Consider the following 25,015-nt stretch of genomic DNA (forward strand, 5'->3'; position numbering starts at 1 on the left):
CGGGATCCTCGTTTTCCCATTGCCTGCCAATGACCGTTTCCGCCTCGACCCTTTCCGATCACGCGCGCGACAAGTTCGTCGGTGTGCTGCTGATCGCACTTTCCGCGAGTGCGTTTGGGGCGATGGCCATTTTTGCCCGATTCGCTTACGAGGCTGGCGCGGATGTCTACGGCCTGCTGACGGTGCGCTTTGCACTGGCGGCCATTGCGCTGGCGTTCGTGATGCGGGCGCGCGGCATCCGGCTGCCGCCCTGGCGGCGCGTGCTGGCGCTGGCGGCAATGGGTGGTATCGGCTATGTCGGGCAGTCGTACTGCTTCTTTACGGCGCTCAACCATGCCCAGGCCAGCCTGGTTGCACTGCTGCTCTACCTGTACCCCCTGTTTGTCACCATTCTGGCGGCAATTTTCCTGAAAGAGCGGCTGACCACGGCGGCTGTGGTGGCGCTGGTCCTGTGCTCGCTTGGCGCAGGGCTGACCGTGGGCGGCGGCGAGGGCAGCCCGCTCGGCATTGCGCTTGGACTGGCCGCGGCGGCGATTTATTCGGTCTACATCATCGTCGGCGCGCGGGTCACCGCCGGCGTCAATGCCATTGCCACCACGACAGTGATCTGCACCGCGGCCGCTCTGGTCTACGGGTCGATCAGCCTGCTGCGGTGGTCGGCCGGCATGCCGCCGCAGTTCCCGGCCACGGCGGGCGGCTGGCTGGCGATGCTGGGCATTGCGCTGCTATCGACGGTGCTGGCGATCCTGACGTTCTTTGCCGGCTTGCAGCGCCTCGGTGCGGCGCAGGCTTCGATGTTGTCGACGCTGGAGCCAGTCGTCACGGTAGTACTGGCTGCAGTCTTGCTGGGCGAGCATATCGGCGCGGCTCAGGCGGTCGGAGGCGGCCTGATTCTGGCCGGCGTGCTGTGGCTGACGCGGCGAGCCGGCGCGCAGGGCAACATGCAACAGAATTGAATCCCTTGCTCAAACCGGCTGTGGCAACAGCCGGAGACCCTTCTGTACAATTCGCGTTTTCTTACACTTTTGTACAGGAACGAGCGCATGACCCAGATCGATCAGGCAGCCCTGGCCCAGTTGTTCACCGAGGCCCGCACGCACAACGTGTGGCAAGACCGTCACGTGGACGACGCCGTGCTTCACCAGATCTATGAGGCAATGAAGTTCGGCCCGACCGCGGCGAACAGCAGCCCGGCCCGGATCGTGTTCGTCAAGAGCGCCGCCGAGAAGGCCCGCCTGGTCGAGTGCGTGTCCGCCGGCAACACCGACAAGACTCGTTCCGCCCCGGTCACCGCAATCATCGCCTTCGACACCGCATTCCATGACCAGCTACCGAAGCTGTTCCCGCACGCCGACGCGCGTTCCTGGTATGCAGGCAACGATGAGAAGATCGCCCGCGACGCGCTGATGAACAGCTCGCTGCAAGGCGGCTATTTCATCCTGGCGGCCCGCGCCATGGGCCTCGATTGCGGTCCGATGGGCGGTTTCGACGCAGCCAAGGTCAACGCCGCGTTCTTCCCCGACGGCAAATGGTCGGTCAACTTCCTGTGCAACCTGGGTTACGGCGAAGCCGACAAGCTGTTCCCGCGCGGCCCGCGCCTGTCGTTCGACGAGGCCTGCCGTATCGTCTGAGTGCGGATCATTGCTGCACAAGATGAAAGACCCGCTTTGGCGGGTCTTTTCTTTGGGACTTCGGTGATTTGTGGGGGGGACCGTTGCTGATGTTACTGAGGGTAGTGGCTGCGGCCTGGCGTTGTCGGAGGTCGACGGCCCCGTTTCGCCCCTGAAGGGGCGACCTACTTTCGGGCGCGACCGAAAGTAGGTCGCCGGCTACGCCGGCGAAACAGCAGAGCATCCAAGAACCCCGAACCGCGATCTGGTGAAGAACCTTTTCTTTTCGGTCAAACTCATCCGCGCGGCGCTTCAGTCTTCTCGCGGTATTCGCACAGCGGCTCGATCACGCAGTGCCAGCATTCCGGCTTGCGCGCCTTGCAGACATAGCGGCCATGCAGGATCAGCCAGTGGTGGGCGTCATGGAGGAATTCCGGCGGCACTACCTTAAGCAGCTTCTGCTCGACGATCTGCACGGTCTTGCCGGGTGCCAGACCGGTACGGTTCGAGACGCGGAAGATGTGCGTATCGACGGCGATGGTCGGCTCGCCGAACGCGGTGTTGAGCACCACGTTGGCCGTCTTGCGCCCCACGCCGGGCAAGGCTTCCAGCGCGGCGCGATCAGGCGGCACCTTGCCGCCATGCTGTTCGACCAGGATGCGGCAGGTCTCGATCACATGTTTGGCCTTGGTCTTGTAGAGGCCGATGGTCTTGATGTATTCGCTCAGTCCGGCCTCGCCCAGCTCCAGCATCTGCCGCGGCGTGTGGGCGACGGGGAACAGCCTGCGTGTCGCCTTGTTGACGCCGACGTCGGTGGCCTGCGCCGACAGCAGGACCGCGATCAGCAGTTCAAACGGGGAGCTGTATTCGAGTTCGGTTGTCGGGGCCGGATTGACTTCACGCAGGGTTTCGAACAGGGCACGGCACTTGGCGGCATTCATTGTTCTTCGGGAGGAGTGTTGGTCTTGTCGTCTTTCGGTGCAGCCTTATCCGTGAGGCCGGCTTTGGCGCGGCGCGCCTCGGCGGCGTCGATCTGCGCCTGCACCGAGGGCGGGACATTTTCCGTGTTTTGCGGCCTGGCGGCCTGCTGCTTCTGGCGGGCGCGTTCGATCGCGGCCTGGATGATGGCCCGCTTGCGTTCCTGGGCCGCCCGTTCGGCGTCCGACTGCGCGGCCTCGGCCTGCAGGGCTTGCAGCTTGGCCGCAGCCTTGGCGGCCAGGCGCGCGTCATTTTCCTCGCGCTCGCGAACCAGCCTCGCCTTGCGGGACAGGTAGCGCGCATGGGCGGCATCGGCCTGCTCCTGCGACCACGCGGCCCAGCCGGTGCGCTCGCCCGTGACCGGAATCATGGCAATGCAGTCGACCGGGCAGGGCGCCACGCACAGGTCGCAACCGGTACACAGCTCGGGGATCACGGTATGCATCTGCTTGGCCGCGCCGGCGATGGCGTCGACCGGACAGGCCTGGATGCAGAGCGTGCAGCCGATACAGAGGCTTTCGTCAATGCGGGCCACCGCGCGCGGCTGCTCGATGCCTCGCTCCGGATCCAGCGGCAGCGGTTCGACGCCGAGCGCAGCGGAAAGGCGGCGGATTCCCTCGGCGCCGCCGGGCGGGCACCGGTTGCAGGCGGCCTCGCCACTGGCCATGGCTTCCGCATAAGGGCGGCAGCCGTTAAATCCGCACTTGGTGCACTGGGTTTGCGGCAGCAATGCTTCGAGGCGGTCTGCGAGGGTCAGGGCGGCGGGAATCACGACAACGGAAAGGAAATGGCAGGAACTGGTGAGGGACTTGGCAGCATGCGGGCAACAAAAGCCTGGCTGGCCTCTGCGGGCCGTGGCGCCGCAAGGATTATCCCCGATTTCGCTGCCTGACAGAAACGGCGATCATGCGGCGGGCTTGTTTCCGGGTGGAACGTACGCGCGCGCACGTTTTGCCGGCAGCAGGCCTGGCACGACCGACCGGCAGCCGGGTTGGCTGTGCCATAATCCGCGCAACCGATGATCGGGCACCATGTCAAACGAGACCAAAACCAAGCGGGACCCTGAAGGTACGCGCCGACGTATCCTGGCCGCAGCGACCGAGGAATTTGCCAAAGGGGGGCTGGCCGGCGCCCGTGTCGACCAGATCGCGCGCCGGGCCGAGACCAACGAGCGCATGCTGTACTACTACTACGGCAGCAAGGAAGGCCTGTTCCTGGCCGTGCTCGAAAAGCAGTACGCCGAATTCCGCGCCGCCGAGGAGCAACTGCACATCGTCGACGAAGATCCCGTGGCCGGCGTGCGCACGCTGGCGCGCTTCGTCTGGGACTGGTACTACCAGCATCCCGAGTTCATTCGCCTGGTCAACAGCGAAAACCTGCACGAGGCCCGTCACCTGAAGAAGTCGGCCCACTTGCACCAGCTGATCAATCCGGTGGTCAACGTGCTGGCGGATGTGATTCGGCGCGGGCAGCAGCAGGGCATGTTCCGGGACAATGTCGACGTCCCGCAGTTCTACCTGACGATCTCCGCGCTGGGCTACTACGTGCTGTCGAACCGGTACACCATCAGCGCCGTGATCGGCCGTGACGTGGCGTCGGAAGACGAGCACGAGCGCTTTGCCGACCTGCATACGGACATGCTGCTGTCCTACCTCGCGCGCCGCTGACCGGTCCGCCGCAGTACAAGGAAAAAGCCCGCGTCATTTCGACCGCGGGCTTTTTTGTCGTACGTACGCCGGAGCGCTTAACGATACTTGCGGATGAACTCCCGCAGCTGCGGGTAGATGTCCTCGCGCCAGCGGCGGCCGGAGAAAATCCCGTAGTGTCCGCACTTCGTTGCAGTCAGATGCTCCTTGCGGGTCTTGGGGATACCCTCGCACAGGTCATGCGCCGCAGAGGTCTGGCCAGCGCCCGAGATATCGTCGAGCTCGCCCTCGATGGTCAGCAGCGCGGTGCTCTTGATGTCCTGCGGGCGCACCGGATTGCCGTCGATGGACCAGGTGCCGTTTGCCAGGCGGAATTCCTGGAACACCTCGCGAATGGTGTCGAGGTAGTACTCGGCTGCCATGTCGAGGACGGCGTTGTATTCGTCGTAGAAGCGCACGTGCGCCTCGGCATCATCGGCATCGCCTTCGACCAGGCTCAGGTAGTAGTCGTAGTGCGACGACAGGTGGCGGTCCGGGTTCATTGCCACGAAGCCCGCATGCTGCAGGAAGCCGGGGTAGACGCGGCGGCCGTGGCCGGGATAGTTGGCCGGCACCGTGTAGATGACGTTGTTCTCGAACCACTCGTATGACTTGTTGGTGGCGAGCGAGTTGACGGCGGTCGGGCTCTTGCGGGCATCGATGGGGCCGCCCATCATGGTCATCGTGCGCGGCGTCTTCTCGCCGGCGGAAGCCATCAGCGAGATCGCGGCCAGCACGGGCACGGTGGGCTGGCAGACCGAGATCACGTGCAGGTTTTCGGCGCCGATATGGCGGATGAATTCCTGGATGTAGTAGATGTAGTCGGACAGGTGGAAGGCACCGTCTTCCGCCGGCACCATGCGCGCGTCGACCCAGTCGGTCACATAGACCTTGTGGTCCTGCAGCAGCGTGCGGACGGTGTCGCGCAGCAGCGTGGCGTGGTGCCCGGACAGCGGCGCGGCGACCAGCACGACCGGCTCGTCCTTGAGCAGCTTGATGGTTTCCGGATCGTCGGCATAGCGCTTGAACCGGACCAGCTTGCAGAACGGCTTTTCCATCACGGTCTGCTCGACGATCGGGATGTCGCGACCGTTGGAGCGTACCGAGCGGATGTCGAACGTGGGTTTTTCGTATTCCTTGCCAAGCCGGTACAGCAGTTCATAGCCGGCGGCGAGGCGGGGGGCGCCAGGAACCAGCGAAAGCGGACTGAGGGGGTTGGTGAAGGTCTTGGCGGTCGCCTGTGCCCATGCGGTCAGTGGGTGCAGGAACGAGCGCTGGAACTCATGCAGTTGGTAGAGCATTGCCGGTTTGCCTGGTATTTCCGTCTTGTTGACGCGTATAACGCGTAGCCGATTATGCACGCTATCGAATGATCGTGCGTTGCAGCATATACCCTAAGGTACGCTGGCAAACGGAAAAGACAATAGGCCAAAGGCCTGAATTCCGCATGACAATCACTGAAAACAAAAGTAAAAACGGCGACCGAAGTCGCCGTTTTGTTACTTTGTATCGTTGCAGTCGCTTTCGCGGCAGCGGGACCGCCTCAGCGAGTGCTGCTTACATTACTGCGGCAATGGCGTTGACCACAGCGTCGATATTGCGGCTGTTCAGCGCAGCCACGCAGATGCGGCCGGTGCTGACGGCGTAGATGCCGTGTTCGTTGCGCAGGCGGTCGACCTGGGCCGAAGTCAGGCCCGAGTACGAGAACATGCCGCGTTGCGCCTTCACGAACGAGAAGTCGCCCGGCACGCCCCTGGCGGCCAGCTTGTCAACCAGCGCGTGGCGCATCAGCTTGATGCGGTCGCGCATCTCGGCCAGTTCCTCCTCCCACATGGCGCGCAGTTCCGGGCTGTTCAGCACGGTCGCGACCACGGTGCCGCCGTGGGTCGGCGGGTTGGAGTAGTTGGTGCGGATCACGCGCTTGACCTGCGACATCACGCGCTGGGCTTCTTCCTTGCCGGTCGTCACGATCGACAGCGCGCCGACGCGCTCGCCATACAGCGAGAAGCTCTTCGAGAACGAGCTGGAGACGAAGAACGGCAGGCCCGACTCGGCAAACAGGTGAACGGCCGCGCCGTCCGGATCGATGCCATCGGCAAAACCCTGGTAAGCCATGTCGAGGAACGGGATCAGGTCGCGTTCCTTGATCAGTTCGACAACCTGCTTCCATTGCTCGGGCGAGAGGTCGACACCGGTCGGGTTGTGGCAGCAGGCGTGCAGCACCACGATGGTATTGGCCGGGTACGACTTGAGCGATTCGACCATGCCGGCGAAGTTCAGGCCGTGGCTGGCAGCGTCGTAGTAGGCGTAGTTGACGACCGGGAAGCCAGCGGCTTCAAACAGCGCGCGATGGTTTTCCCAGCTTGGGTCGCTGATGGCGACCTTCGAATCCGGATACAGGCGCTTGAGGAAGTCGGCGCCGATCTTCAGGGCGCCGGTGCCCCCCAGTGCCTGGGCCGTCACAACGCGGCCTTCGGTGATCAGCGGCGATTCCTTGCCGAACAGCAGCGCCTGCACGGCCTGGTCGTAGGCGGCGATGCCTTCGATAGGCAGGTAGCCACGCGGCGTGGCGGTGGTCAGACGGGCCTTTTCTGCCTCCTGGACGGCGCGCAGCAGGGGAATTTTCCCTTCGTCGGTGAAGTACACGCCGACGCCCAGATTGACCTTGGTGGCGCGGGTATCGGCATTGAAGGCTTCATTCAGGCCCAGGATGGGGTCACGCGGGGCCATCTCGACGGCAGAAAACAAACTCATTTGGGATCTCGTGGTCAGCTATGTAACAAAACGGGAAGGCGTAGAATGCTCCGGACTGCGCTGGGGCATGCGGCAGATCCTGCTTGATTCGGCTTGAAGCGGGACTCGCAACCCCAAGATTCTAGCGTATCCGCCCCGTTTCCTGAGGTTTTTCCCCTACCCCCATATGTCGAATCTTGCCGAAGTCGCTCCGGTCCTGGACGAAGACAAATTCGTCACTTTTGCCGGTTCCCCGTTCCAGCTCTACCAGCCGTTTCCGCCGGCCGGCGACCAGCCGGAAGCCATCCGGCAATTGGTGGAGGGCGTGGACGACGGCCTGTCGTTCCAGACCCTGCTGGGCGTTACCGGCTCCGGCAAGACCTTCACCATGGCCAACGTGATCGCGCGCATGGGGCGGCCGGCCATTGTCTTTGCGCCGAACAAGACGCTGGCGGCGCAGTTGTATTCGGAATTTCGCGAGTTCTTCCCGCGCAATGCCGTCGAGTACTTCGTCAGCTACTACGACTACTACCAGCCTGAGGCCTATGTGCCGCAGCGCGACCTGTTTATCGAAAAGGACTCGTCGATCAACGAGCACATCGAGCAGATGCGCCTGTCGGCGACGAAGAGCCTGCTGGAGCGGCGCGACACGATCATCGTGGCGACCGTCTCGGCGATCTACGGTATCGGCAACCCGACCGAATACCACCAGATGATCTTGATTCTGCGCACGGGCGACAAGATCAGCCAGCGCGACGTGATCGCGCGCCTGATTGCGATGCAGTACACCCGAAACGAGACCGATTTCCAGCGCGGCACCTTCCGCGTGCGCGGGGACACCATCGATATCTTCCCGGCGGAACATGCCGAGATGGCGGTGCGGCTGGAGATGTTCGATGACGAAGTGGAATCGCTGCAGTTCTTCGATCCGCTGACCGGCCGCGTGCGGCAGAAGATCCCGCGCTTCACGGTCTATCCGTCCAGCCACTATGTGACGCCGCGCGAGACCGTGCTGCGGGCGATCGAGAACATCAAGACCGAACTGCGCGAGCGGCTGGATTTCTTTTACAAGGAAAACCGGCTGGTGGAAGCGCAGCGGCTGGAGCAGCGTACGCGCTTCGACCTGGAAATGCTGTCGGAGCTCGGCTTCTGCAAAGGCATCGAGAACTACTCCCGGCACCTGTCCGGCGCCCGTCCCGGCGATCCGCCGCCCACGCTGGTCGACTACCTGCCGCCGGACGCGCTGATGTTCCTCGACGAATCGCACGTGCTGATCGGCCAGCTCAACGGCATGTACAACGGCGACAAGGCGCGCAAGACGACGCTGGTGGAGTACGGCTTCCGTCTGCCTTCTGCGCTGGACAACCGGCCGCTGAAGTTCGACGAGTTCGAACGCAAGATGCGCCAGGTGATGTTCGTCTCGGCCACGCCGGCCCAGTTCGAGAAGGAACATGCAGGGCAGGTCGTCGAGCAGGTGGTGCGGCCGACCGGGCTGGTGGATCCGATCATTATCGTGCGGCCGGCCGGCACGCAGGTGGATGACCTGCTGTCGGAGATCCATCTGCGAGTCGGGGCGGGCGAGCGCGTGCTGGTGACCACGCTGACCAAGCGCATGGCCGAGCAGCTGACCGAGTTCCTGTCCGAAAACGGCGTCAAGGTTCGCTACCTGCACTCGGATATCGATACGGTGGAACGTGTCGAGATCATTCGCGACCTGCGTCTGGGCACGTTCGATGTGCTGGTCGGTATCAACCTGCTGCGCGAAGGGCTGGATATCCCGGAAGTCTCGCTGGTGGCCATTCTCGACGCGGACAAGGAAGGCTTCCTGCGTGCCGAGCGCTCCCTGATCCAGACCATCGGCCGCGCTGCGCGGAACGTCAACGGCACCGCCATCCTGTACGCCGACCGCATGACGGAGTCGATGAAGAAGGCCATCGGCGAAACCGAGCGCCGCCGTGCCAAGCAGATTGCATTCAACGAGGCCAACGGCATCACGCCGCGCGGCGTGGTCAAGCGCATCAAGGACATCATCGACGGCGTCTACAACCCGGGCGAGGTCAAGGCGGAGTTGCTGGCCGCCCAGGAACGTGCGCGTTACGAGGACATGAGCGAGAAGCAGGTCTCGAAGGAGATCAAGCGGCTCGAAAAGCTTATGCTGGATCATGCTAAGAACCTGGAGTTCGAACAGGCCGCCCAGGTCCGCGACCAGCTTGCCAAGCTCAAGGCGCAGGTGTTCGGGGCCAGTGGAGACGGCGGGGCGGTGCTGCCGCCGGCCTGATGCACGCGACGCGACGCGGTGCTTCGGCCGTGGCGGAAGGCCTATAGTGGAAGGCGTCGCACCCATTCAGGAGATGCACCATGGTCAAGCTCGCGCTGTGGGTCCCGCTGGAAGCCCGGCCCGGCAAGGAGAAGGAGGCCGAGCAGTTCCTGCTCGACGGCTTGCCGCTGGTGGAGCAGGAGGCCGGCACCACGGCCTGGTTCGCACTGCGGCTGGGCCCCTCGACGTTCGGCATTTTCGATGCGTTCCCGGACGAGGCATCGCGCGACGCGCACCTGGCCGGCAAGGTTGCCGCGGCATTGATGGCAAAGGCGCCGGACCTGTTCAACGGCCCGCCGTCGATCCAGAAGCTGGAAATCCTGGCGGCAAAGCTGCCGTGACAAGTGGCCGGCGACGCTACTCCCGAGGGACCGGGCACAGATGGAGGAGGGCACGATGGAACGTCAGTTCGAGTATGGCGGCTATGCGGTCGTAGCCAGCGCGGTCCCGCAGGTCACTGGCGGATTCGCGGCGCAATTGCGGATCGCTGATGCCTTTGGCGAGCCTTCCGGCCCGACTTTCGAGGCGATCGCCGGCGATGCACCCACTGAGGAAGCAGCGGTTGCCATGGCCGAAGCTGCTGCGATGCGGGCCATCGACGCAGGTGAGGTCAACTAGGCTAGGGCGCTAACCCGCCGCCATCCCTGGAGACAACAATGACCGAGTTGGGCGAATGGAAAAAAAAGGTCTACGAGACTCATGAGGTGCAAGTCCTGGTCCGCCAGCGCTCGCAGACCGAGTGGGAGTACACGGTGCGCGTCTGTCGCCCCAAGACCAATATCCGCGCCGCAGGTACCTTGCTCGAAAAATCCCTGATCACCGATCACTTCAAGTCGGCGCAGGCCGCGGAGGTGGCGGGGTTTGCGCACGGGGAGCGGCTGGCGAAGCAGCTGGCGTAAGCGCGTCGCAGCACATTCGGGGCATACCGCTCGGTAAGGACCGTTCAGGCGATACAATCGCGCCCTCCGTCGCAAGCGGCAGGGCAGGCCGGGAACGTGCGTCTTTGATCTCCTTTGCTTGCTGTTCGCCGTGCGTTCGCCGCTGAAGCCGGCATCACTTCAAGTTTGTGACAGCAAGCCATGAAAAAATTCGCCATCCTGATGTGCTGCATGGGAAACATCTGCCGTTCGCCGACGGCCGAGGGCGTCTTGCGCGCCAAGCTCGTCGCCGCCGGGCTGGACCATCTCGTCGATCTCGATTCCGCCGGCACCCACGAATATCACCTTGGGCGCGCCCCGGATCCGCGTACCCAGCGCCACGCCTTGCGCCGGGGCTACGACCTTTCGGCCCTGCGCGCCCGCAAGGTGGGCGTGCCCGACTTCGAGCGCTTTGACCTGGTGCTGGCGATGGACCGCGACAACCTGGCAGGCCTCGCAGCCCTGTGCCCCGATGCCGGCGATGACAAGCTTCGCTTGCTGATGAGCTTCGCCACGCGTCACACGGTGGATGAAGTGCCTGATCCGTACTATGGCGAAGGCGACGGCTTCGAGCGCGTGCTCGACTATGTCGAAGATGCCTGCGATGGCATCGTCGACATGGTCCGGCGGCGCCTGTCCGCCAACGCAGCCTGAGCGCTGCCCGCCCGATCCACCCCACGAGATTTCATGCTTCGAACCCTGTTTCGCAAATGGCGCGAATCGCGCAATGCCAGCCTTCAACTTGACGCGATCCTCACGGCAGCCAACCCGGAGGCGCCACTGGCGGAACGCAACAGCTGGCTGATCGAACTGGGTTTCTGGGTGCGGCGCGACGGGCTGCCTGGCACGGATAGTGAAGATGGCAACAGGAGCCACCCGGAGCATGTCCGCATGCGCTACCTGCTGCAGGTGCTGGAGCGCAACCCGGAGTGGGCGGTGCAGTTTGCCCGCACCGTGCGCAGCATCATGCGCGAGAACGATCCCACCGCGCTGCTCTGCGACACTGGTGTCGCGTCGCATCCGGGCTTCGTCGGTGAAATGATCGACCGGCTGCAGGCGCGTTTCCTGCCGCCGCCGCCGAACCGCAGCGACATGGCGGCGCTGTTCGCGCAGCTGTTTGTCGGCGACAACGACGCCGAATGGGTGGAAGCGCTGGACGATGATTTGTTGTCCCGGCTGGCGCGAGTGCTGCAGGCCGGCGCGCTGCCGGACGAGGGCAACGCGCGCAGCGAAGCCCCGGGCTACTGGGCGGCGCTGGACCGGACGCTGGCAGCCAGCATCGAGGTGCTGGTGAGCCAGGTGCGTGCCACCGGTCTCAGCCAGTCGATCCGCTCGCGGCTCAGGGAGCGCGTGCAGGACACGCCGTTCTTCCGCCTCGACGGCGCCATCATGGCCTTGTGCGAGGAAGGCCTGAGCCGCAGTGACGAGGCCTTTGGCCATCGGCTCAATTATTTCCGCGCGCTGCTGGACGGCTGCCATGGCGCGGTCCAGCATGTCTATGACGATCTCGAAGAAAACGGTGTTTCGGTTGAGGTCGTATTCCAGATCGAGCGGATGAAGGTGCGCCTCGCGCGCATCGAGCTGCTGCTGGCGGCGTGGGTGGAGCCCGGCCGGCGCGGCATGCATTCGCACCTGATTGCGGAACTCATCCGCTCCACGCAGGCACGCCGCAGCGTTTCGCATCTGGCGAGCACCACCTTCGCGCAGCTCGCGCGGAAGGTGGTAGAGCGCTCGGCCGAGACCGGCGAGCACTACATCACGCGGGACCGCAAGGAGTACAGCGAGCTGATGCGCGCGGCAGCCGGCGGCGGCCTGATCACGGTGGCCACGGTCTACCTGAAGTTCATAATCTACGGCCTGCATCTCGATAAATTCATCGAGGGCCTGCTCGCGTCGTTCAACTACGCGGGCAGCTTCCTGGCCATCCATTTCGCCCACTTCACGCTGGCCACCAAGCAGCCGGCAATGACCGGGCCAGCGCTGGCGCATCGGCTCGACGGGGCGGGGCGGCCGGAGGGCCGGGAGATCTTCGTCGACGACACCATCGCCATGATCCGCTCCAACGCGGCAGCGATTTTCGGCAATCTCGCGGTGGTATTCCCGGTCGCACTGGCGATCCAGTGGCTGGCGCACAAGCTGTTCGGCGCCAACCTGATCACGCCGGCCAAGGCGATCGCCACCATCGAGTCGTTCTCGATCCTCGGGCCAACGCCGGTCTATGCAATCTTCACCGGCGTGCTGCTGTGGCTGTCGAGCCTGATCGCCGGCTGGGCGGACAACTGGTTTGCGCTGCACCGCGTACACGACGTGATGGCCTACAACCGCCGCCTGCGCTACGTGCTCGGCACGCGCGGCGCCACGCGGCTGGCGGATTTCTGGAAACGCAACCTGTCCGGGATCGTGGCCAACGTGTCGCTGGGCTTCCTGCTGGGGCTGGGGCCGGAAATCCTGAGCTTTGTCGGGCCGCATATGGAAGTGCGTCATGTGACGCTTTCGACCGGATCGGTGGGAACTGCGCTCGGCGTGCTCGGATTCGATGCACTGCGTCTGCAGAGCTTGTGGCTCGCCGTCGCCGGTATTGCGCTGATGGGCGTACTGAACGTCGCGGTGAGCTTCGCGCTGGCCTTCAATATGGCGTTGCGATCACGCAACCTGAGGCGGGTGGACCGCGCCGAGCTGAGCGCGGCTGTGCGGCGGCGCATCCTAAAGAACCCGCTGTCCCTGGTCGTGCCGCCTCGCGCGGCAGGTGCAGAGCCGGCCGCGGGCGGCCGCCGGGTTTGATGCGCTGCGGGAGGGGTAGTTGACTGAATTAGTCGGGTACCTTTATACTTGACGGAAACGATCAAGTATTAGCCCTGCATCATGAGACTGACCACCAAAGGCCGCTTTGCGGTGACCGCAATGATCGACCTGGCGATGCGCCAGGATCAGGGACCTGTCACGCTCGCCGGCATCAGCCAGCGGCAGAAGATCTCGCTGTCGTACCTGGAACAGCTGTTTGGCAAGCTGCGCCGGCACGAGATCGTCGAAAGCGTGCGCGGCCCGGGTGGCGGATACAGCCTCGCGCGCAAGGCCGAGGACGTCACGGTGGCGGACATCATCATCGCCGTCGACGAGCCGCTCGATGCTACCCAGTGCGGTGGAAAGGGCAATTGTAACGGAGATGACGGCTCCGGGCGCTGCATGACCCACGAACTGTGGGCCACGCTGAACCAGAAGATGGTCGAGTATCTCGACTCCGTCTCCCTCAAGAACCTGGTCGACCAGCAGCGCGCCAGGCAGCCTGCGGTGCTGCATGACATGCGCGAAGACGCCGCGCAGCAGGTCGCCGCCGCCGTGCGCGGCAAGGCCGACAAGGAAGAAAAGCCGGTCCGGGCGAGGGTAGTGAATTCAGTTTTCAGCCTGGCGCAGTCCTGACGCGGCAGGCAACGGCAGCAAAGTACAGAACAGCGTAATCAGCGGTCCCTAAAAGGCAGTCATAACGATGAGCACCCCACATTTCCCCATCTACATGGATTACTCGGCCACCACGCCGGTGGACCCGCGCGTGGCGGACAAGATGATTCCGTACCTGCGCGAGCAGTTCGGCAACCCCGCCTCGCGCAGCCACGCGTACGGCTGGGAAGCGGAGCGCGCGGTGGAAGAAGCGCGTGAGCAGGTGGCCGCACTGGTCGGCGCCGACCCGCGCGAAATCGTGTGGACATCGGGCGCGACCGAGTCGAACAACCTGGCGATCAAGGGCGCCGCGAACTTCTATTCGGGCAAGGGCAAGCACATCATCACCGTGAAGACCGAGCACAAGGCCGTGCTCGACACCACGCGTGAGCTGGAGCGCCAGGGCTTCGAGGTGACCTACCTGGACGTGCAGGAAAACGGCCTGATCGACATGGAAGTGTTCAAGGCGGCGATCCGCCCGGACACCATCCTGGTGTCGGTGATGCTGGTCAACAACGAGATCGGCGTGATCCAGGACGTGGAGCAGATCGGCGAGATCTGCCGTGCCAAGGGCATCATCTTCCACTGCGACGCCGCGCAGGCGACCGGCAAGGTGGCGATCGACCTGAACAAGCTGAAGTGCGACCTGATGTCGTTCTCGGCCCACAAGACCTATGGCCCGAAGGGTATCGGCGCGCTGTACGTGCGCCGCAAGCCGCGCGTGCGCATCGAAGCGCAGATGCACGGCGGCGGCCATGAGCGCGGCATGCGCTCGGGCACGCTAGCCACGCACCAGATCGTCGGCATGGGCGAAGCCTTCCGCATCGCCCGCGAGGAAATGGCGACCGAGAACGAACGCATCCGCATGCTGCGCGACCGCCTGTGGCGCGGCCTGTCGGGCATGGAAGAGGTGTACCTGAACGGCGATATGGAACGCCGCGTGCCGCACAACCTGAACGTCAGCTTCAACTTCGTCGAAGGCGAGTCGCTGATCATGGCGATCAAGGACGTGGCGGTATCGTCGGGCTCGGCCTGCACCTCCGCATCGCTGGAGCCGTCATACGTGCTGCGCGCCCTCGGCCGCAACGACGAATTGGCGCACAGCTCGATCCGCTTCACGGTCGGCCGCTTCACTACCGAAGAAGAAATCGACTACACCGTTGAACTGCTCAAGGGCAAGATCGGCAAGCTGCGCGATCTGTCGCCGCTGTGGGAAATGTTCAAGGACGGCGTCGACCTGAATTCGATCCAGTGGGCCGCGCACTGAGCGTCGGCACGTCAGTCAGAAAAAACAGCAAGACCCCATACGAGATACGTTAGAGGTAGCCAAAATGTCATACAGCACGAAGGTTCTCGACCACTATGAAAACCCCCGCAACGTCGGTTCGTTCGACAAGAATGACGACGCCGTGGGCACCGGCATGGTCGGCGCGCCGGCTTGCGGCGACGTGATGAAGCTCCAGATCAAGGTGAACGAAGCAGGCGTGATCGAAGACGCCAAGTTCAAGACCTATGGTTGCGGCTCGGCCATCGCCTCGTCCTCGCTCGTCACCGAATGGGTGAAGGGCAAGACCGTTGATCAGGCGCTGGACATCAAGAACACGCAGATCGCCGAAGAACTGGCGCTGCCGCCCGTGAAGATCCACTGCTCGATCCTTGCCGAGGACGCCATCAAGGCGGCCGTCGAAGACTACAAGAAGAAGCACCCCGCTGCGGCCGATCAGAAGGCTGCCTGAGCTTCTTGTTGAGTATTTGAAAGAAGGGAAGACGCAACGATGATCACGATGACCGAGAAGGCGGCAAAGCACGTCGCCCGCTACCTGGAACGTCGCGGCAAGGGCCTGGGCCTGCGCCTCGGGGTCAAGACCACCGGCTGCTCCGGGCTGGCCTACAAGCTGGAATATGTCGATGACCTGCTGCCCGAAGACAGCGTGTTCGAGTCGCATGGCATCAAGGTGATTGTCGACGCGAAGAGCCTGCCGTACATCGACGGCACCGAACTCGACTTTGCGCGCGAAGGGCTGAACGAGGGTTTCCGCTTCAACAACCCGAACGTCAAGGACGAGTGCGGCTGCGGCGAGTCCTTCACGGTCTGAGCGCTGCATCGCGGAGTTGCGATGGAGCGCAGCATTGTCGGGTTCCATCGGGACGAGGAAGGCCACTGGGTGGCTGAACTCGATTGCGGTCACGGCCAGCACATGCGGCACGACCCGCCCTGGCAGTCGCGGCCATGGACGGTCACGGTGCAGGGCAGGGCCGCAAAACTCGGCGCGAAGGTGAACTGCCTGAAGTGCGATCGCCACGAGCCGCCCGCCGAATGGGCGCAAGTGTGCGGCTGACGGTGACGGGCAGGCTGGATGGACGAAGGGGCGGCGCGGCCGCTCCTTTTTGTTGGGGAAGCTGTTGAAAGACGATTTTTTTGCGCTGTTCGGCCTGCCGGTGCAGTTCGGCGTCGACGAGGCGGCCCTGGATGCCGCGTATCGGACCGTGCAGTCGCAGGCGCATCCGGACCGCTTTGCGAACGCAGGGGACGCGGAGCGCCGCGTCGCGATGCAGTGGGCGGCACACGCCAACGAGGCCTATCGCACCCTGCGACAGCCGCTCAAGCGCGCCATCTACCTGCTGGGCTTGCGCGGGGTGGATGTCCAGGCCGAGAACAATACGGCCATGGCCCCAGCGTTCCTGATGCAGCAGATGGAGTGGCGCGAAGCGCTGCAGGAGGCTGTGGAAGAGCGCGCGGTGGGCCGGCTTGACAGCCTGCTGCGCGACCTGCGCCAGGAAAAACGTGAACGCCACGAGGCATTGGGCGCGCTGCTGGATGCGGGCGACAACGAAGCCGCCGGCGGCGCAGTACGGCAGCTGATGTTCATCGAGAAAATCGAACACGACACCAGCGAAGCCATCGACCGGCTCGAAGGGTAGAGCTATCAGGCGCGATCGGCCGGGTCATGACACAATGGCGCCCCGGCGCGAACCCGCCTGAGCAGCGGTAGTTTTTGCCGCACGAGAAAGCGAAGAATCATCATGGCACTGCTCCAGATTTCCGAACCCGGCATGTCGCCGGCGCCCCACCAACGCCGCCTGGCTGTCGGCATCGACCTCGGCACCACCAACTCGCTGGTGGCCGCGGTCCGCAGCAGCATTCCCGAAGTCCTGGCAGACGAACGCGGCCGTGCGCTGCTGCCGTCGGTCGTGCGCTACCTGGCCGACCGCACCGCGCATATCGGCTATCGCGCCCAGGACGAAGCCGTGCGCGACCCCAAGAACACCATCGTCTCCGTCAAGCGCTTCATGGGCCGCGGCCTGCGTGACGTGGCGAACATCGAGCACAGCCCCTACGACTTCGTTGACGCGCCCGGCATGGTGCAGATCAAGACCGTGGCCGGCGTAAAGAGCCCGGTGGAAGTCTCGGCGGAAATTCTCGCCACGCTGCGCCAGCGCGCCGAGGACTCGCTCGGTGACGACCTGGTTGGCGCGGTGATCACCGTGCCAGCTTATTTCGACGAGGCACAGCGCCAGGCGACCAAGGACGCCGCGCGGCTGGCCGGACTGGAAGTGCTGCGCCTGCTCAACGAGCCGACCGCTGCCGCCATTGCCTACGGGCTCGACAACGCGTCCGAGGGCACCTACGCCGTCTACGACCTGGGCGGTGGCACCTTTGACATTTCAGTGCTGAAGCTTACGCGCGGCGTGTTCGAAGTGCTGGCCACGGGCGGCGATTCCGCGCTTGGCGGCGACGATTTCGACCAGCGCGTGCTGTGCTGGATCGTGGAGCAGGCCGGCCTGCAGCCGCTGTCTGCGCAGGACACCCGCCTGCTGATGGTGCGTGCGCGCGCCGCCAAGGAAGCGCTTTCGGAAGCCGACAGCACCGTAATCGATGCCGTGCTCGATTCCGGCGAGATCGTGCACCTGACGCTGACCGATGAAACGTTCGAGCAGATCACCACTCACCTCGTGCAGAAGACCATGGCGCCGGTGCGCAAGGCGCTGCGCGATGCCGGCGTGACCACGGACGAAGTCAAGGGCGTGGTGCTGGTCGGTGGCGCCACGCGCATGCCGTCGATCCGCAAGGCCGTGGGCGATTTCTTCGGCCAGACGCCGCTGACGAATCTCGATCCGGACCGCGTGGTGGCGCTGGGCGCGGCCATGCAGGCCAACCTGCTGGCCGGCAACCATGCGCCGGGCGAAGACTGGCTGCTGCTCGACGTGATCCCGCTCTCGCTGGGCGTGGAAACCATGGGCGGCCTGGTGGAGAAGATCGTTCCGCGCAACAGCACCATCCCCGTGGCGCGCGCGCAGGAATTCACCACCTTCAAGGATGGCCAGACCGCCATGGCGATCCACGTGCTGCAGGGCGAGCGCGAACTGGCGAGCGATTGCCGCTCGCTGGCGCGCTTCGAGCTGCGCGGCATTCCGCCGATGGTGGCCGGCGCGGCACGCATTCGCGTGACCTATCAGGTCGACGCCGACGGGCTGCTGTCGGTGACGGCGCGCGAGACGCATTCCGGCGTGGAATCGTCGGTCACGGTTAAGCCGTCGTACGGGCTGGCCGATGACGAGATCGCACGCATGCTGCAGGACAGCTTCCGCGAGGCCGAGCACGACATGAAGAGCCGTGCGCTGGCCGAAGAGCGCGTCGAGGCCGACCGGCTGGTCGAGGCCACCATGCGCGCGCTGGAAACGGATGGCGACCTGCTGTCCGCCGACGAGCGTGCCGCGGTGGAAGCATTGATGGCGTCGGTGCGCGAGATCGCCACCGGCGAAGACCATCGCGCGATCCACGCCGCCGTGGAGAAGCTCTCGCACGGCACCGACGAATTTGCCGCCCGCCGCATGGACCGCTCGATCAAGAGCGCGCTGGCCGGGCGCAAGGTGCAGGAACTGGGCTGATCACCGGGCCGCGCACCGTATTGCATAGATATCAGGACACCACATGCCACAGATCATCGTTTTGCCCCATGTCGAGTACTGCCCCGAAGGGACAGTGATCGAAGCCAAAAAGGGCGTCAGCGTCTGCGATACCTTGCTTGCCAACGGTATCGACATCGAGCACGCCTGCGAGAAATCGTGCGCCTGCACGACCTGCCACGTGATCGTGCGCGAGGGCTTCGATTCGCTCAACGAGGCCGAAGAAAAGGAAGAAGACCTGCTCGACAAGGCCTGGGGGCTGGAGCCCAATTCGCGGCTTTCGTGCCAGGCCATCGTTGCCGACGAAGACCTGACCATCGAGATTCCCAAGTACACGATCAACCACGCCAAGGAAGGCCACTGAGCGCAAGCAGCGCCGGTAGAACCAGCAGCGGAGAAGAACTCATGAAGTGGACCGACACCTACGCCATTGCGGCAGCCCTGTACGACAAATACCCGGACGTGGATCCGATGGGCGTGCGCTTTACCGACCTGCGCCGCTGGGTGCTGGAACTCGACGGCTTTGCCGACGTGCCGGAGCGGTCCGGCGAGAAGATCCTCGAAGCGATCCAGGCTGCCTGGATCGAAGAAGCGCAGTAAGCAAGCCATGAAACAGGCCGGCTCCGCCGGCCTGTTTGTTTTCTAGAAGCGGTAGCCGACACCCGCCAGGATCACGTCGGTATCGCGGTCATAGCCAGTCACCGTCCGGTTCCACGTGAGCCGCGTCAGCCAGTGAGCGCCCAGCCGGTAGCTGGCCGAGATCGACATCAGCCCGGACCAGCGCGATGGCGTGCTGGTCGCGGCGAGCCCTTTCTCGCTCAGGTCGATGGCGTAGTAGGGCCCCACGCCAACCCCGAGTGTCAGCTTGTCGTCGAAGAAGGCACGCGTGAGCCAGGCCTGCGCAGCCACGCCGTTGCGGCGTAGCGCCGCGTTCTCCCCTTCGTTCACATAGCTGATGGTGCCGTCCACGTAGCGCCACAGGCCGCGGCGGTATTCCATCGCCTTGGCAAAGGATGTCTGCGAATTGAAGCTGTTGACGATGGTTCCGCCGAGGAACACTGTCAGCTCGTTCTGCGTGACATTGTCGCTGCGCGTCGGCGGCGGCACGACCGGTCCGCCGCGATCGCCACGATCCAGTTGGTAGCCAACTCCCATCAGCAGCGTATTCGTCTTGATGCTTGATGGCGTCTGCGCGCGGTTGTAGCGCGCCTGCACCATCCAGGGACCGCCATTGACATACCAGGTGGCGGCAGCGCTCAGCAGCGCGCCCCAGCCGTGACGGTTGTCATAGCTGCCATCGGGCCGTGGATCCGTGGTATCGAAATAGCGGTAAGGACCGGCGCCGATTGCCAGCGTCAGCTTGCGGTCCAGGGCCAGGTAGCGCCACCAGAGCTGGACGCTGTGGCCGTCGCGATGATGGTCGGTGACATGCCCTTCGTTGAGGTAGGTGAAGGTCGCGTACCAGTTCTCGCCGAGGTTGTGCTGGTAGGAATACGCATAACCGTAGCTGCGTTCCCCGGGGCCATCCGTCGACTGGATGCCGCCGAGCACGAGCAATTCCTGCCCGTTCGCTGCGTGGTGCGTCATCGCAAGAAGAACGCCGCCGGCCAGCGGTGCGAGCCGCTGCCAGATCCGGCGGATTGTGCGGGGAGCGCGCGGCATCGTCAGGTTTGCGATGAACGATTGGCAAAAGGATCATAGCAACGCAGTCGAAGAATAGGCCGGCGACAAGCCGGCCTTGTTGTAACGGCGTATTAGACGCGCTAGCCAGTCACCAGCGCGCCGTTTTCCAGGTGGACTCGCTCGCCGACCTGCACGCCCGGCGCGGACTGGTAAGTGAAGGTGCGATGGCTACCGTCGTCCATCCTGACGCGCACCTGATAATGCGTGTCCTTGTTGACGGCCTTTTCGATCTGGTTGCCGGCAAAGCCGCCGCCCACCGCGCCGACCACCGTGCCGACGATGCGGCCGTTACCCTTGCCCACCTGGTTGCCCAGCAGGCCGCCGACGACGGCACCGCCCACGGCGCCGAGGCCGCTGGCAGGCTTCTCGGTCTGGATCGGGGTGACCGCTACCACGCGGCCCGCATAGGGGCTGCCCTTCGCCGGCTGGCGTTCGGCGTAGGCGCTGTTGCTGCCGTTGCCGGCATTGCCGCGGGCGTCGTCGTTGCCGTAAGCCGGCTCTGCGGCCTGGCGCGCCGGCGCACTACGGGGCGCAGCCTGCTGCTGTTGCTGCTGTTGCTGCTGATATTGCTGTGGCATGGCCGCTTGCGGCCCGATGCGGGTCTGCCCGTCGTCATAGACCGGCGGGCGGGTGGTGCTGCCCGGAGCGGGCGCCGGGGCGGCTGCGACCGGCATTGGCTCCTGCATGCCCTGGTTGGCCTTGCTGATCGGCAGGACGCCGGTGACGGCGGCAACCGCGGTCAGGCTGGCAATCACCACGGCCACGGCTGCCGCACCGACCAGCGGATTCAGCCGGCGTTGCGGCGGCAGCGGCGTAGGAAGGTTCGGCGTGTTGGCGTTTGGCGTGGCTTGGCTTTGCATTGTTCTTTCTCCGATGACGCATGGCTTGATCCATAGATCCAGTGTGGCCGAAGCCGCCGGCGCTTTCCGTTTGATTTTGTAATCAGATGTAGCTTAAAAAATCTTTTATATTCAATTGGTTACGGTCGTTTTTCGATGGCCGCAGCGGTCGCCGCTGTAACAATTGAACGCCTGGCATGGCTTTCGCGAAGCGGGCAAAGAAAAACCCCACGGCAGCGGTGGGGTTCCTTGTGCAGCCAAAGCGTCCGGCAGGATGCCCTGCGCAATCAGTCTTCCCGGCGCAGGTGCGGGAACAGGATGACGTCGCGGATGTTCGGGCTGTCGGTCAGCAGCATCACCAGGCGGTCGATGCCGATGCCGCAGCCGCCCGTCGGGGGCATGCCGTACTCGAGCGCGCGGATGTAGTCGGCGTCGAAGTACATCGCTTCCTCGTCGCCGGCGTCCTTCTGCTCGACCTGCTTGCGGAAGCGGTCGGCCTGGTCTTCGGCGTCGTTCAGCTCCGAGAAGCCATTGGCGATCTCGCGGCCGGTGATGAACAGCTCGAAACGCTCGGTGATGCCGGGGACCGTGTCGGAGGCACGCGCCAGCGGCGACACCTCGACCGGGTAGTCGACGATGAAGGTCGGCTCCCACAGCTGGCTCTCGGCGGTTTCCTCGAACAGCACCAGCTGCAGCGTGCCCAGTCCGGCGTTGAGGAATTGCGGCGCGCTGGTGTTCACGCCGAACTTCTTCAGCTCGGTGCGCAGGAAGTCGGCGTCGGCCAGTTGTGCGTCGGTGTATTGCGGCGCGAACTTCTGAATGGCCTGGCAGATCGTCAGCCGATGGAATGGCTTCGACAGGTCCAGCTCGCGGTCCTGGTAGGTCAGCACGGCGCTGCCGCGCGCGTCGATCGCGGCCTGGCGGATCAGGTTCTCGGTGAAGTCCATCAGCCAGCGGTAGTCCGTGTAGGCCGCGTAGAACTCCATCATGGTGAACTCGGGGTTGTGGCGCGGGCTCACCCCTTCGTTGCGGAAGTTGCGGTTGATCTCGAACACGCGCTCGAAGCCGCCCACGATCAGGCGCTTGAGGTACAGCTCGGGCGCGATGCGCAGGAACATCTGCATGTCCAGCGCATTATGGTGCGTGATGAAGGGCTTGGCCGCGGCGCCGCCCGGGATCGGGTGCAGCATCGGCGTTTCGACTTCCATGAAGCCCGCGTCGGCCATATGGCGGCGCAGCGACGAGATCGCATTGGTGCGGGCGCGGAAGGTATTGCGCGTTTCCGGCGACACGATCAGGTCCACATAACGCTGGCGGTACTTCATTTCCTGGTCGGCCAGGCCGTGGAACTTGTCCGGCAGCGGGCGCAGCGACTTGGACAGCAGGCGCAGCTCGCGCACCTGCACCGACAGCTCGCCCTTGTTGGTGCGGAACAGTTCGCCGCGGGCGCTGACGATGTCGCCCAGGTCCCAGTGCTTGAAGGCGGCGTAGACCTCTTCACCGACCTTGTCGCGCGTGATGTAGAACTGGATCTGGCCGCTGCCGTCCTGCACGGTGGCAAAGCTGGCCTTGCCCATCACGCGCTTGAGCATCATGCGACCGGCGATGGCAACCTCGACCGGGTTGGCTTCGAGTCCGGCCTGGTCGGTCTCGCCATATTGGGCATGCAGCGCGCCGGCCTGGTGGGTCGGGCGGAAATCGTTAGGGAAGGCCACGCCTTGCTGGCGCAGCGCCGCCAGTTTCTCGCGCCGCTCCGCGATGATCTTGTTCTCGTCTGTGGCGGGCGTTTCTGCGGCCTGGGCGGGCTGGGCGCGGTTCGGTTCAGTCATGATGTCTTGTGGGGTCGCACGCGGCAGGCCGCGCACGGATTCAGTATGGCTTCAGTAATTGCGGAGATCGTCCAGCTCGGTGCTGCCGAAGTCCGGGCGGTGCAGGTAGGCGACGATGCGGCCGGCGGTTTCCTCGGCCGATGCAAGCTGTTCGTTGGCCTTCAGTTCGCGGAAGCGCTGCACCTGGGCGAAGTCGGCATTGCGGATGGTGGCCTGCATGCCGGTGTCGATCACGCCCGGGGCCAGCGCCACGGCGCGCACGGTGCGTGGTGCCGGCGCCTGCGCGTATTCGGCGTTGACCGAGCGCATGAACATGTCGAGCCCGGCCTTGCCGGCGCAATAGGCGCTCCAGCCTTCGACCGGGCGGCGCGCCGCGCCGGACGAGATGGCGAGCACCTTGCGCGGGCAATCGAACTTCTCCGTGCGCTCCAGGAACGCAGCCGTCATCGTCATCGGCGCAGCCAGGTTGGTCAGCAAGTGCGGCACCAGGGTGCTTTCCTGCAGGCGCGAGACCGGGCCGATGGGTTCTACCACGCCGGCATTCAGGATCAGCGTGGCGCTGGCGGGCGGCTCATCCAGGCTGTCCAGCACGCTCGCCAGCCAGCCGGCGGCGGGGCCGGCCTGCGACAGGTCCTGCAGGTGCCAGGCCACCGGCACGCCGCTCATCGTCGCGATGCGCTCGAGTTCCGTATTGCGGCTGCGCGCCACGCAGATCAGCCGGTTGCCCGGCACGAGCAGGGCATTGGTCAATGCCGCACCCAGACCGCGCGAGGCGCCGGTGATGATGTAGAGATGGTTTGCTTCGCTCATGGAGCCCCGGTCGGAAGAGCCGCCCGGCAGGGCGGCGGTACATCGATTGCGATGGCAGTCGTCGCGCGGCCCGCGTCAGTCATCCGGGCGGGCCGCCGACGGCGTTACAGTCCCTGCTTGAGGCTGGCCTCGATGAACGGGTCCAGGTCGCCGTCCAGCACCTTCTGGGTGTTGGACATTTCCACGTTGGTGCGCAGGTCCTTGATGCGGCTCTGGTCCAGCACGTACGAGCGGATCTGGTGGCCCCAGCCCACGTCGGTCTTGCCGGCTTCGAGCTTGTCGGCTTCGGCCTGGCGCTTGCGCATCTCGTGCTCGTACAGGCGCGATTTCAGCATCGACATGGCCTCGGCACGGTTGCGGTGCTGCGAACGGTCGTTCTGGCACTGCACCACGATGCCGGTCGGGATGTGCGTGATCCGCACGGCCGAATCGGTCTTGTTGATGTGCTGGCCGCCGGCGCCCGATGCGCGGTAGGTATCCACGCGCAGATCGGCCGGGTTGACCTCGACCTCGAACGAATCATCGACCTCGGGGTAGACGAACACCGACGAGAACGAGGTATGGCGCCCGCCCGATGAATCGAACGGCGACTTGCGCACCAGACGGTGCACGCCGGTTTCCGTACGCAGGTAGCCAAAGGCGTATTCGCCCTCGATCTTGATGGTGGCGCTCTTGATGCCCGCCACGTCGCCTTCGGACTCTTCCAGCACCTCGGCCTTGAAGCCCTTGCGCTCGCAGTACTTCAGGTACTGGCGCAGCAGCATCGAGGCCCAGTCGCACGCTTCGGTGCCGCCGGCGCCGGCCTGGATGTCGATAAAGGCGTTGGCCTGGTCCATCTCGCCCGAGAACATGCGGCGGAATTCCATGCCCGCCACGATTTCCTCGAAGCCCTTGACGTCGGCCTCGATCGCTTCGAGGGTCTCGTCGTCGCCTTCTTCCCTGGCGAGTTCAAACAGCTCTTCGGCGCCGCCAAGGTCGTCGGTGAGCTTGCCGAGCACGCTTACCACGCCCTCGATCGCCTTCTTTTCCTTGCCGAGGTCCTGGGCCCGCTTGGGGTTGTTCCAGACGTCGGGGTCTTCCAGCAAGCCGTTGACTTCGTCCAGCCTTCCTACTTTGACATCGTAGTCAAAGATACCCCCGTAGATCTTCCGTTCGCGAACGGAGATCGGAGATGGCACCGGAGATGGCGTTGAGGCGTTCTGCTTCCATGATGTTCCTGCGCTTCCAAAACCTTGAATTATAGCGGATTGTCACCGCGATTCGGGGGTGGA

27 protein-coding genes are annotated in these 25,015 nt (G+C 64.5%); 18 read left to right on the plus strand and 9 right to left on the minus strand.

Going from position 1 to position 25,015, the window contains the following annotated elements; genetic code table 11:
- Positions 1-29 precede the first annotated feature (29 nt).
- Together RM96_RS09720 and RM96_RS09725 are read left to right on the plus strand one after the other, a co-directional pair.
- Positions 30-956 carry a DMT family transporter gene (locus RM96_RS09720; protein ID WP_039010163.1) on the plus strand — a complete coding sequence of 309 codons (927 nt, stop codon included), beginning with the start codon at positions 30-32 and terminating at the stop codon, positions 954-956.
- Between the two features lie 87 nt (positions 957-1,043).
- Positions 1,044-1,631 (plus strand): malonic semialdehyde reductase, encoded by a 588-nt coding sequence (locus RM96_RS09725; protein ID WP_039010164.1) that lies wholly within the window; start codon positions 1,044-1,046, stop codon positions 1,629-1,631.
- Between the two features lie 275 nt (positions 1,632-1,906).
- On the opposite strand, the gene nth is transcribed toward RM96_RS09725, so the two are convergent.
- Entirely contained in the window at positions 1,907-2,551 is a 645-nt protein-coding gene (gene nth, locus RM96_RS09730) for an endonuclease III (RefSeq protein WP_039010165.1), read from the minus strand.
- The gene (rsxB, locus tag RM96_RS09735) at positions 2,548-3,360 is read right to left on the minus strand and encodes an electron transport complex subunit RsxB (RefSeq protein WP_039010166.1); all 813 of its coding nucleotides are present in this window, start codon (positions 3,358-3,360) and stop codon (positions 2,548-2,550) included. Before rsxB ends, nth begins: the two co-directional genes overlap by 4 nt.
- A 259-nt stretch (positions 3,361-3,619) precedes the next feature.
- On the opposite strand from rsxB, the gene RM96_RS09740 reads away from it, so the two are divergent.
- Positions 3,620-4,255, plus strand: a complete 636-nt coding sequence (locus tag RM96_RS09740) for a TetR family transcriptional regulator (RefSeq protein WP_039010167.1) — start codon at positions 3,620-3,622, stop codon at positions 4,253-4,255.
- 77 nt (positions 4,256-4,332) lie between these two features.
- Here the strand turns inward: RM96_RS09740 and RM96_RS09745 are convergent, their stop codons facing one another.
- Positions 4,333-5,574 carry a polyhydroxyalkanoate depolymerase gene (locus RM96_RS09745; RefSeq protein ID WP_039010168.1) on the minus strand — a complete coding sequence of 414 codons (1,242 nt, stop codon included), beginning with the start codon at positions 5,572-5,574 and terminating at the stop codon, positions 4,333-4,335.
- A 256-nt stretch (positions 5,575-5,830) separates the two neighbouring features.
- Positions 5,831-7,027, minus strand: a complete 1,197-nt coding sequence (locus RM96_RS09750; protein ID WP_039010169.1) for an amino acid aminotransferase — start codon at positions 7,025-7,027, stop codon at positions 5,831-5,833.
- A gap of 166 nt (positions 7,028-7,193) precedes the next feature.
- Between RM96_RS09750 and uvrB the strand changes: the two genes are divergently transcribed.
- The 15 genes from uvrB (at position 7,194) to iscX (ending at position 19,183) form a co-directional block, all read left to right on the plus strand.
- Complete coding sequence (gene uvrB / locus RM96_RS09755) at positions 7,194-9,284, plus strand: excinuclease ABC subunit UvrB (protein ID WP_039010170.1); 2,091 nt, start codon at positions 7,194-7,196, stop codon at positions 9,282-9,284.
- An 80-nt stretch (positions 9,285-9,364) separates the two neighbouring features.
- The gene (locus tag RM96_RS09760) at positions 9,365-9,664 is read left to right on the plus strand and encodes a putative quinol monooxygenase (protein ID WP_039010171.1); all 300 of its coding nucleotides are present in this window, start codon (positions 9,365-9,367) and stop codon (positions 9,662-9,664) included.
- A gap of 55 nt (positions 9,665-9,719) precedes the next feature.
- A complete protein-coding gene (locus tag RM96_RS09765; protein WP_039010173.1) occupies positions 9,720-9,941 on the plus strand; it encodes a hypothetical protein in 222 nt (73 codons plus the stop codon).
- 38 nt (positions 9,942-9,979) lie between these two features.
- Positions 9,980-10,222, plus strand: a complete 243-nt coding sequence (locus RM96_RS09770; protein WP_039010174.1) for a hypothetical protein — start codon at positions 9,980-9,982, stop codon at positions 10,220-10,222.
- Between the two features lie 180 nt (positions 10,223-10,402).
- Positions 10,403-10,894: a low molecular weight protein-tyrosine-phosphatase gene (locus RM96_RS09775; RefSeq protein WP_039010176.1), complete on the plus strand. Its 492-nt coding sequence runs from the start codon at positions 10,403-10,405 to the stop codon at positions 10,892-10,894.
- Positions 10,895-10,927: 33 nt separating this feature from the next.
- Positions 10,928-13,021, plus strand: coding sequence for a site-specific recombinase (locus tag RM96_RS09780; RefSeq protein ID WP_039010177.1), 2,094 nt, complete (start codon positions 10,928-10,930; stop codon positions 13,019-13,021).
- Between the two features lie 81 nt (positions 13,022-13,102).
- On the plus strand, positions 13,103-13,657 hold the full coding sequence (gene iscR / locus RM96_RS09785; protein ID WP_039010179.1) for a Fe-S cluster assembly transcriptional regulator IscR: 555 nt from the start codon (positions 13,103-13,105) through the stop codon (positions 13,655-13,657).
- A gap of 61 nt (positions 13,658-13,718) precedes the next feature.
- Positions 13,719-14,942, plus strand: coding sequence for an IscS subfamily cysteine desulfurase (locus RM96_RS09790; protein WP_274520172.1), 1,224 nt, complete (start codon positions 13,719-13,721; stop codon positions 14,940-14,942).
- A 64-nt stretch (positions 14,943-15,006) separates the two neighbouring features.
- Positions 15,007-15,411 carry a Fe-S cluster assembly scaffold IscU gene (iscU, locus tag RM96_RS09795; RefSeq protein ID WP_039010182.1) on the plus strand — a complete coding sequence of 135 codons (405 nt, stop codon included), beginning with the start codon at positions 15,007-15,009 and terminating at the stop codon, positions 15,409-15,411.
- Between the two features lie 39 nt (positions 15,412-15,450).
- Positions 15,451-15,771, plus strand: a complete 321-nt coding sequence (iscA, locus tag RM96_RS09800; protein ID WP_039010183.1) for an iron-sulfur cluster assembly protein IscA — start codon at positions 15,451-15,453, stop codon at positions 15,769-15,771.
- Between the two features lie 21 nt (positions 15,772-15,792).
- On the plus strand, positions 15,793-16,014 hold the full coding sequence (locus RM96_RS09805; RefSeq protein ID WP_039010184.1) for a DUF3565 domain-containing protein: 222 nt from the start codon (positions 15,793-15,795) through the stop codon (positions 16,012-16,014).
- Positions 16,015-16,078: 64 nt separating this feature from the next.
- Complete coding sequence (gene hscB, locus RM96_RS09810; RefSeq protein ID WP_039010185.1) at positions 16,079-16,597, plus strand: Fe-S protein assembly co-chaperone HscB; 519 nt, start codon at positions 16,079-16,081, stop codon at positions 16,595-16,597.
- Positions 16,598-16,699: 102 nt separating this feature from the next.
- A complete protein-coding gene (gene hscA, locus RM96_RS09815; protein WP_039010187.1) occupies positions 16,700-18,565 on the plus strand; it encodes a Fe-S protein assembly chaperone HscA in 1,866 nt (621 codons plus the stop codon).
- Positions 18,566-18,608: 43 nt separating this feature from the next.
- Positions 18,609-18,947, plus strand: a complete 339-nt coding sequence (gene fdx / locus RM96_RS09820; RefSeq protein ID WP_039010188.1) for an ISC system 2Fe-2S type ferredoxin — start codon at positions 18,609-18,611, stop codon at positions 18,945-18,947.
- Between the two features lie 41 nt (positions 18,948-18,988).
- On the plus strand, positions 18,989-19,183 hold the full coding sequence (gene iscX, locus RM96_RS09825) for a Fe-S cluster assembly protein IscX (protein ID WP_039010189.1): 195 nt from the start codon (positions 18,989-18,991) through the stop codon (positions 19,181-19,183).
- Between the two features lie 42 nt (positions 19,184-19,225).
- On the opposite strand, the gene RM96_RS09830 is transcribed toward iscX, so the two are convergent.
- The 5 genes from RM96_RS09830 to prfB form a co-directional block, all read right to left on the minus strand.
- Positions 19,226-20,245, minus strand: a complete 1,020-nt coding sequence (locus tag RM96_RS09830; protein ID WP_039010190.1) for a hypothetical protein — start codon at positions 20,243-20,245, stop codon at positions 19,226-19,228.
- A gap of 101 nt (positions 20,246-20,346) precedes the next feature.
- The gene (locus RM96_RS09835; protein WP_039010192.1) at positions 20,347-21,126 is read right to left on the minus strand and encodes a glycine zipper 2TM domain-containing protein; all 780 of its coding nucleotides are present in this window, start codon (positions 21,124-21,126) and stop codon (positions 20,347-20,349) included.
- 266 nt (positions 21,127-21,392) lie between these two features.
- On the minus strand, positions 21,393-22,934 hold the full coding sequence (lysS, locus tag RM96_RS09840) for a lysine--tRNA ligase (RefSeq protein ID WP_039010257.1): 1,542 nt from the start codon (positions 22,932-22,934) through the stop codon (positions 21,393-21,395).
- 51 nt (positions 22,935-22,985) lie between these two features.
- The gene (locus RM96_RS09845) at positions 22,986-23,744 is read right to left on the minus strand and encodes an SDR family oxidoreductase (protein WP_039010194.1); all 759 of its coding nucleotides are present in this window, start codon (positions 23,742-23,744) and stop codon (positions 22,986-22,988) included.
- Between the two features lie 104 nt (positions 23,745-23,848).
- Positions 23,849-24,953 (minus strand): peptide chain release factor 2 gene (gene prfB, locus RM96_RS09850; RefSeq protein ID WP_152624083.1). Its coding sequence is split into 2 segments (ribosomal slippage): positions 23,849-24,871 and positions 24,873-24,953, totalling 1,104 coding nucleotides; the frame shifts between segments, so codons are not numbered across the junction.
- Positions 24,954-25,015: the final 62 nt, after the last annotated feature.

The organism is Cupriavidus sp. IDO, from assembly GCF_000812465.1.
Lineage (GTDB): Bacteria > Pseudomonadota > Gammaproteobacteria > Burkholderiales > Burkholderiaceae > Cupriavidus.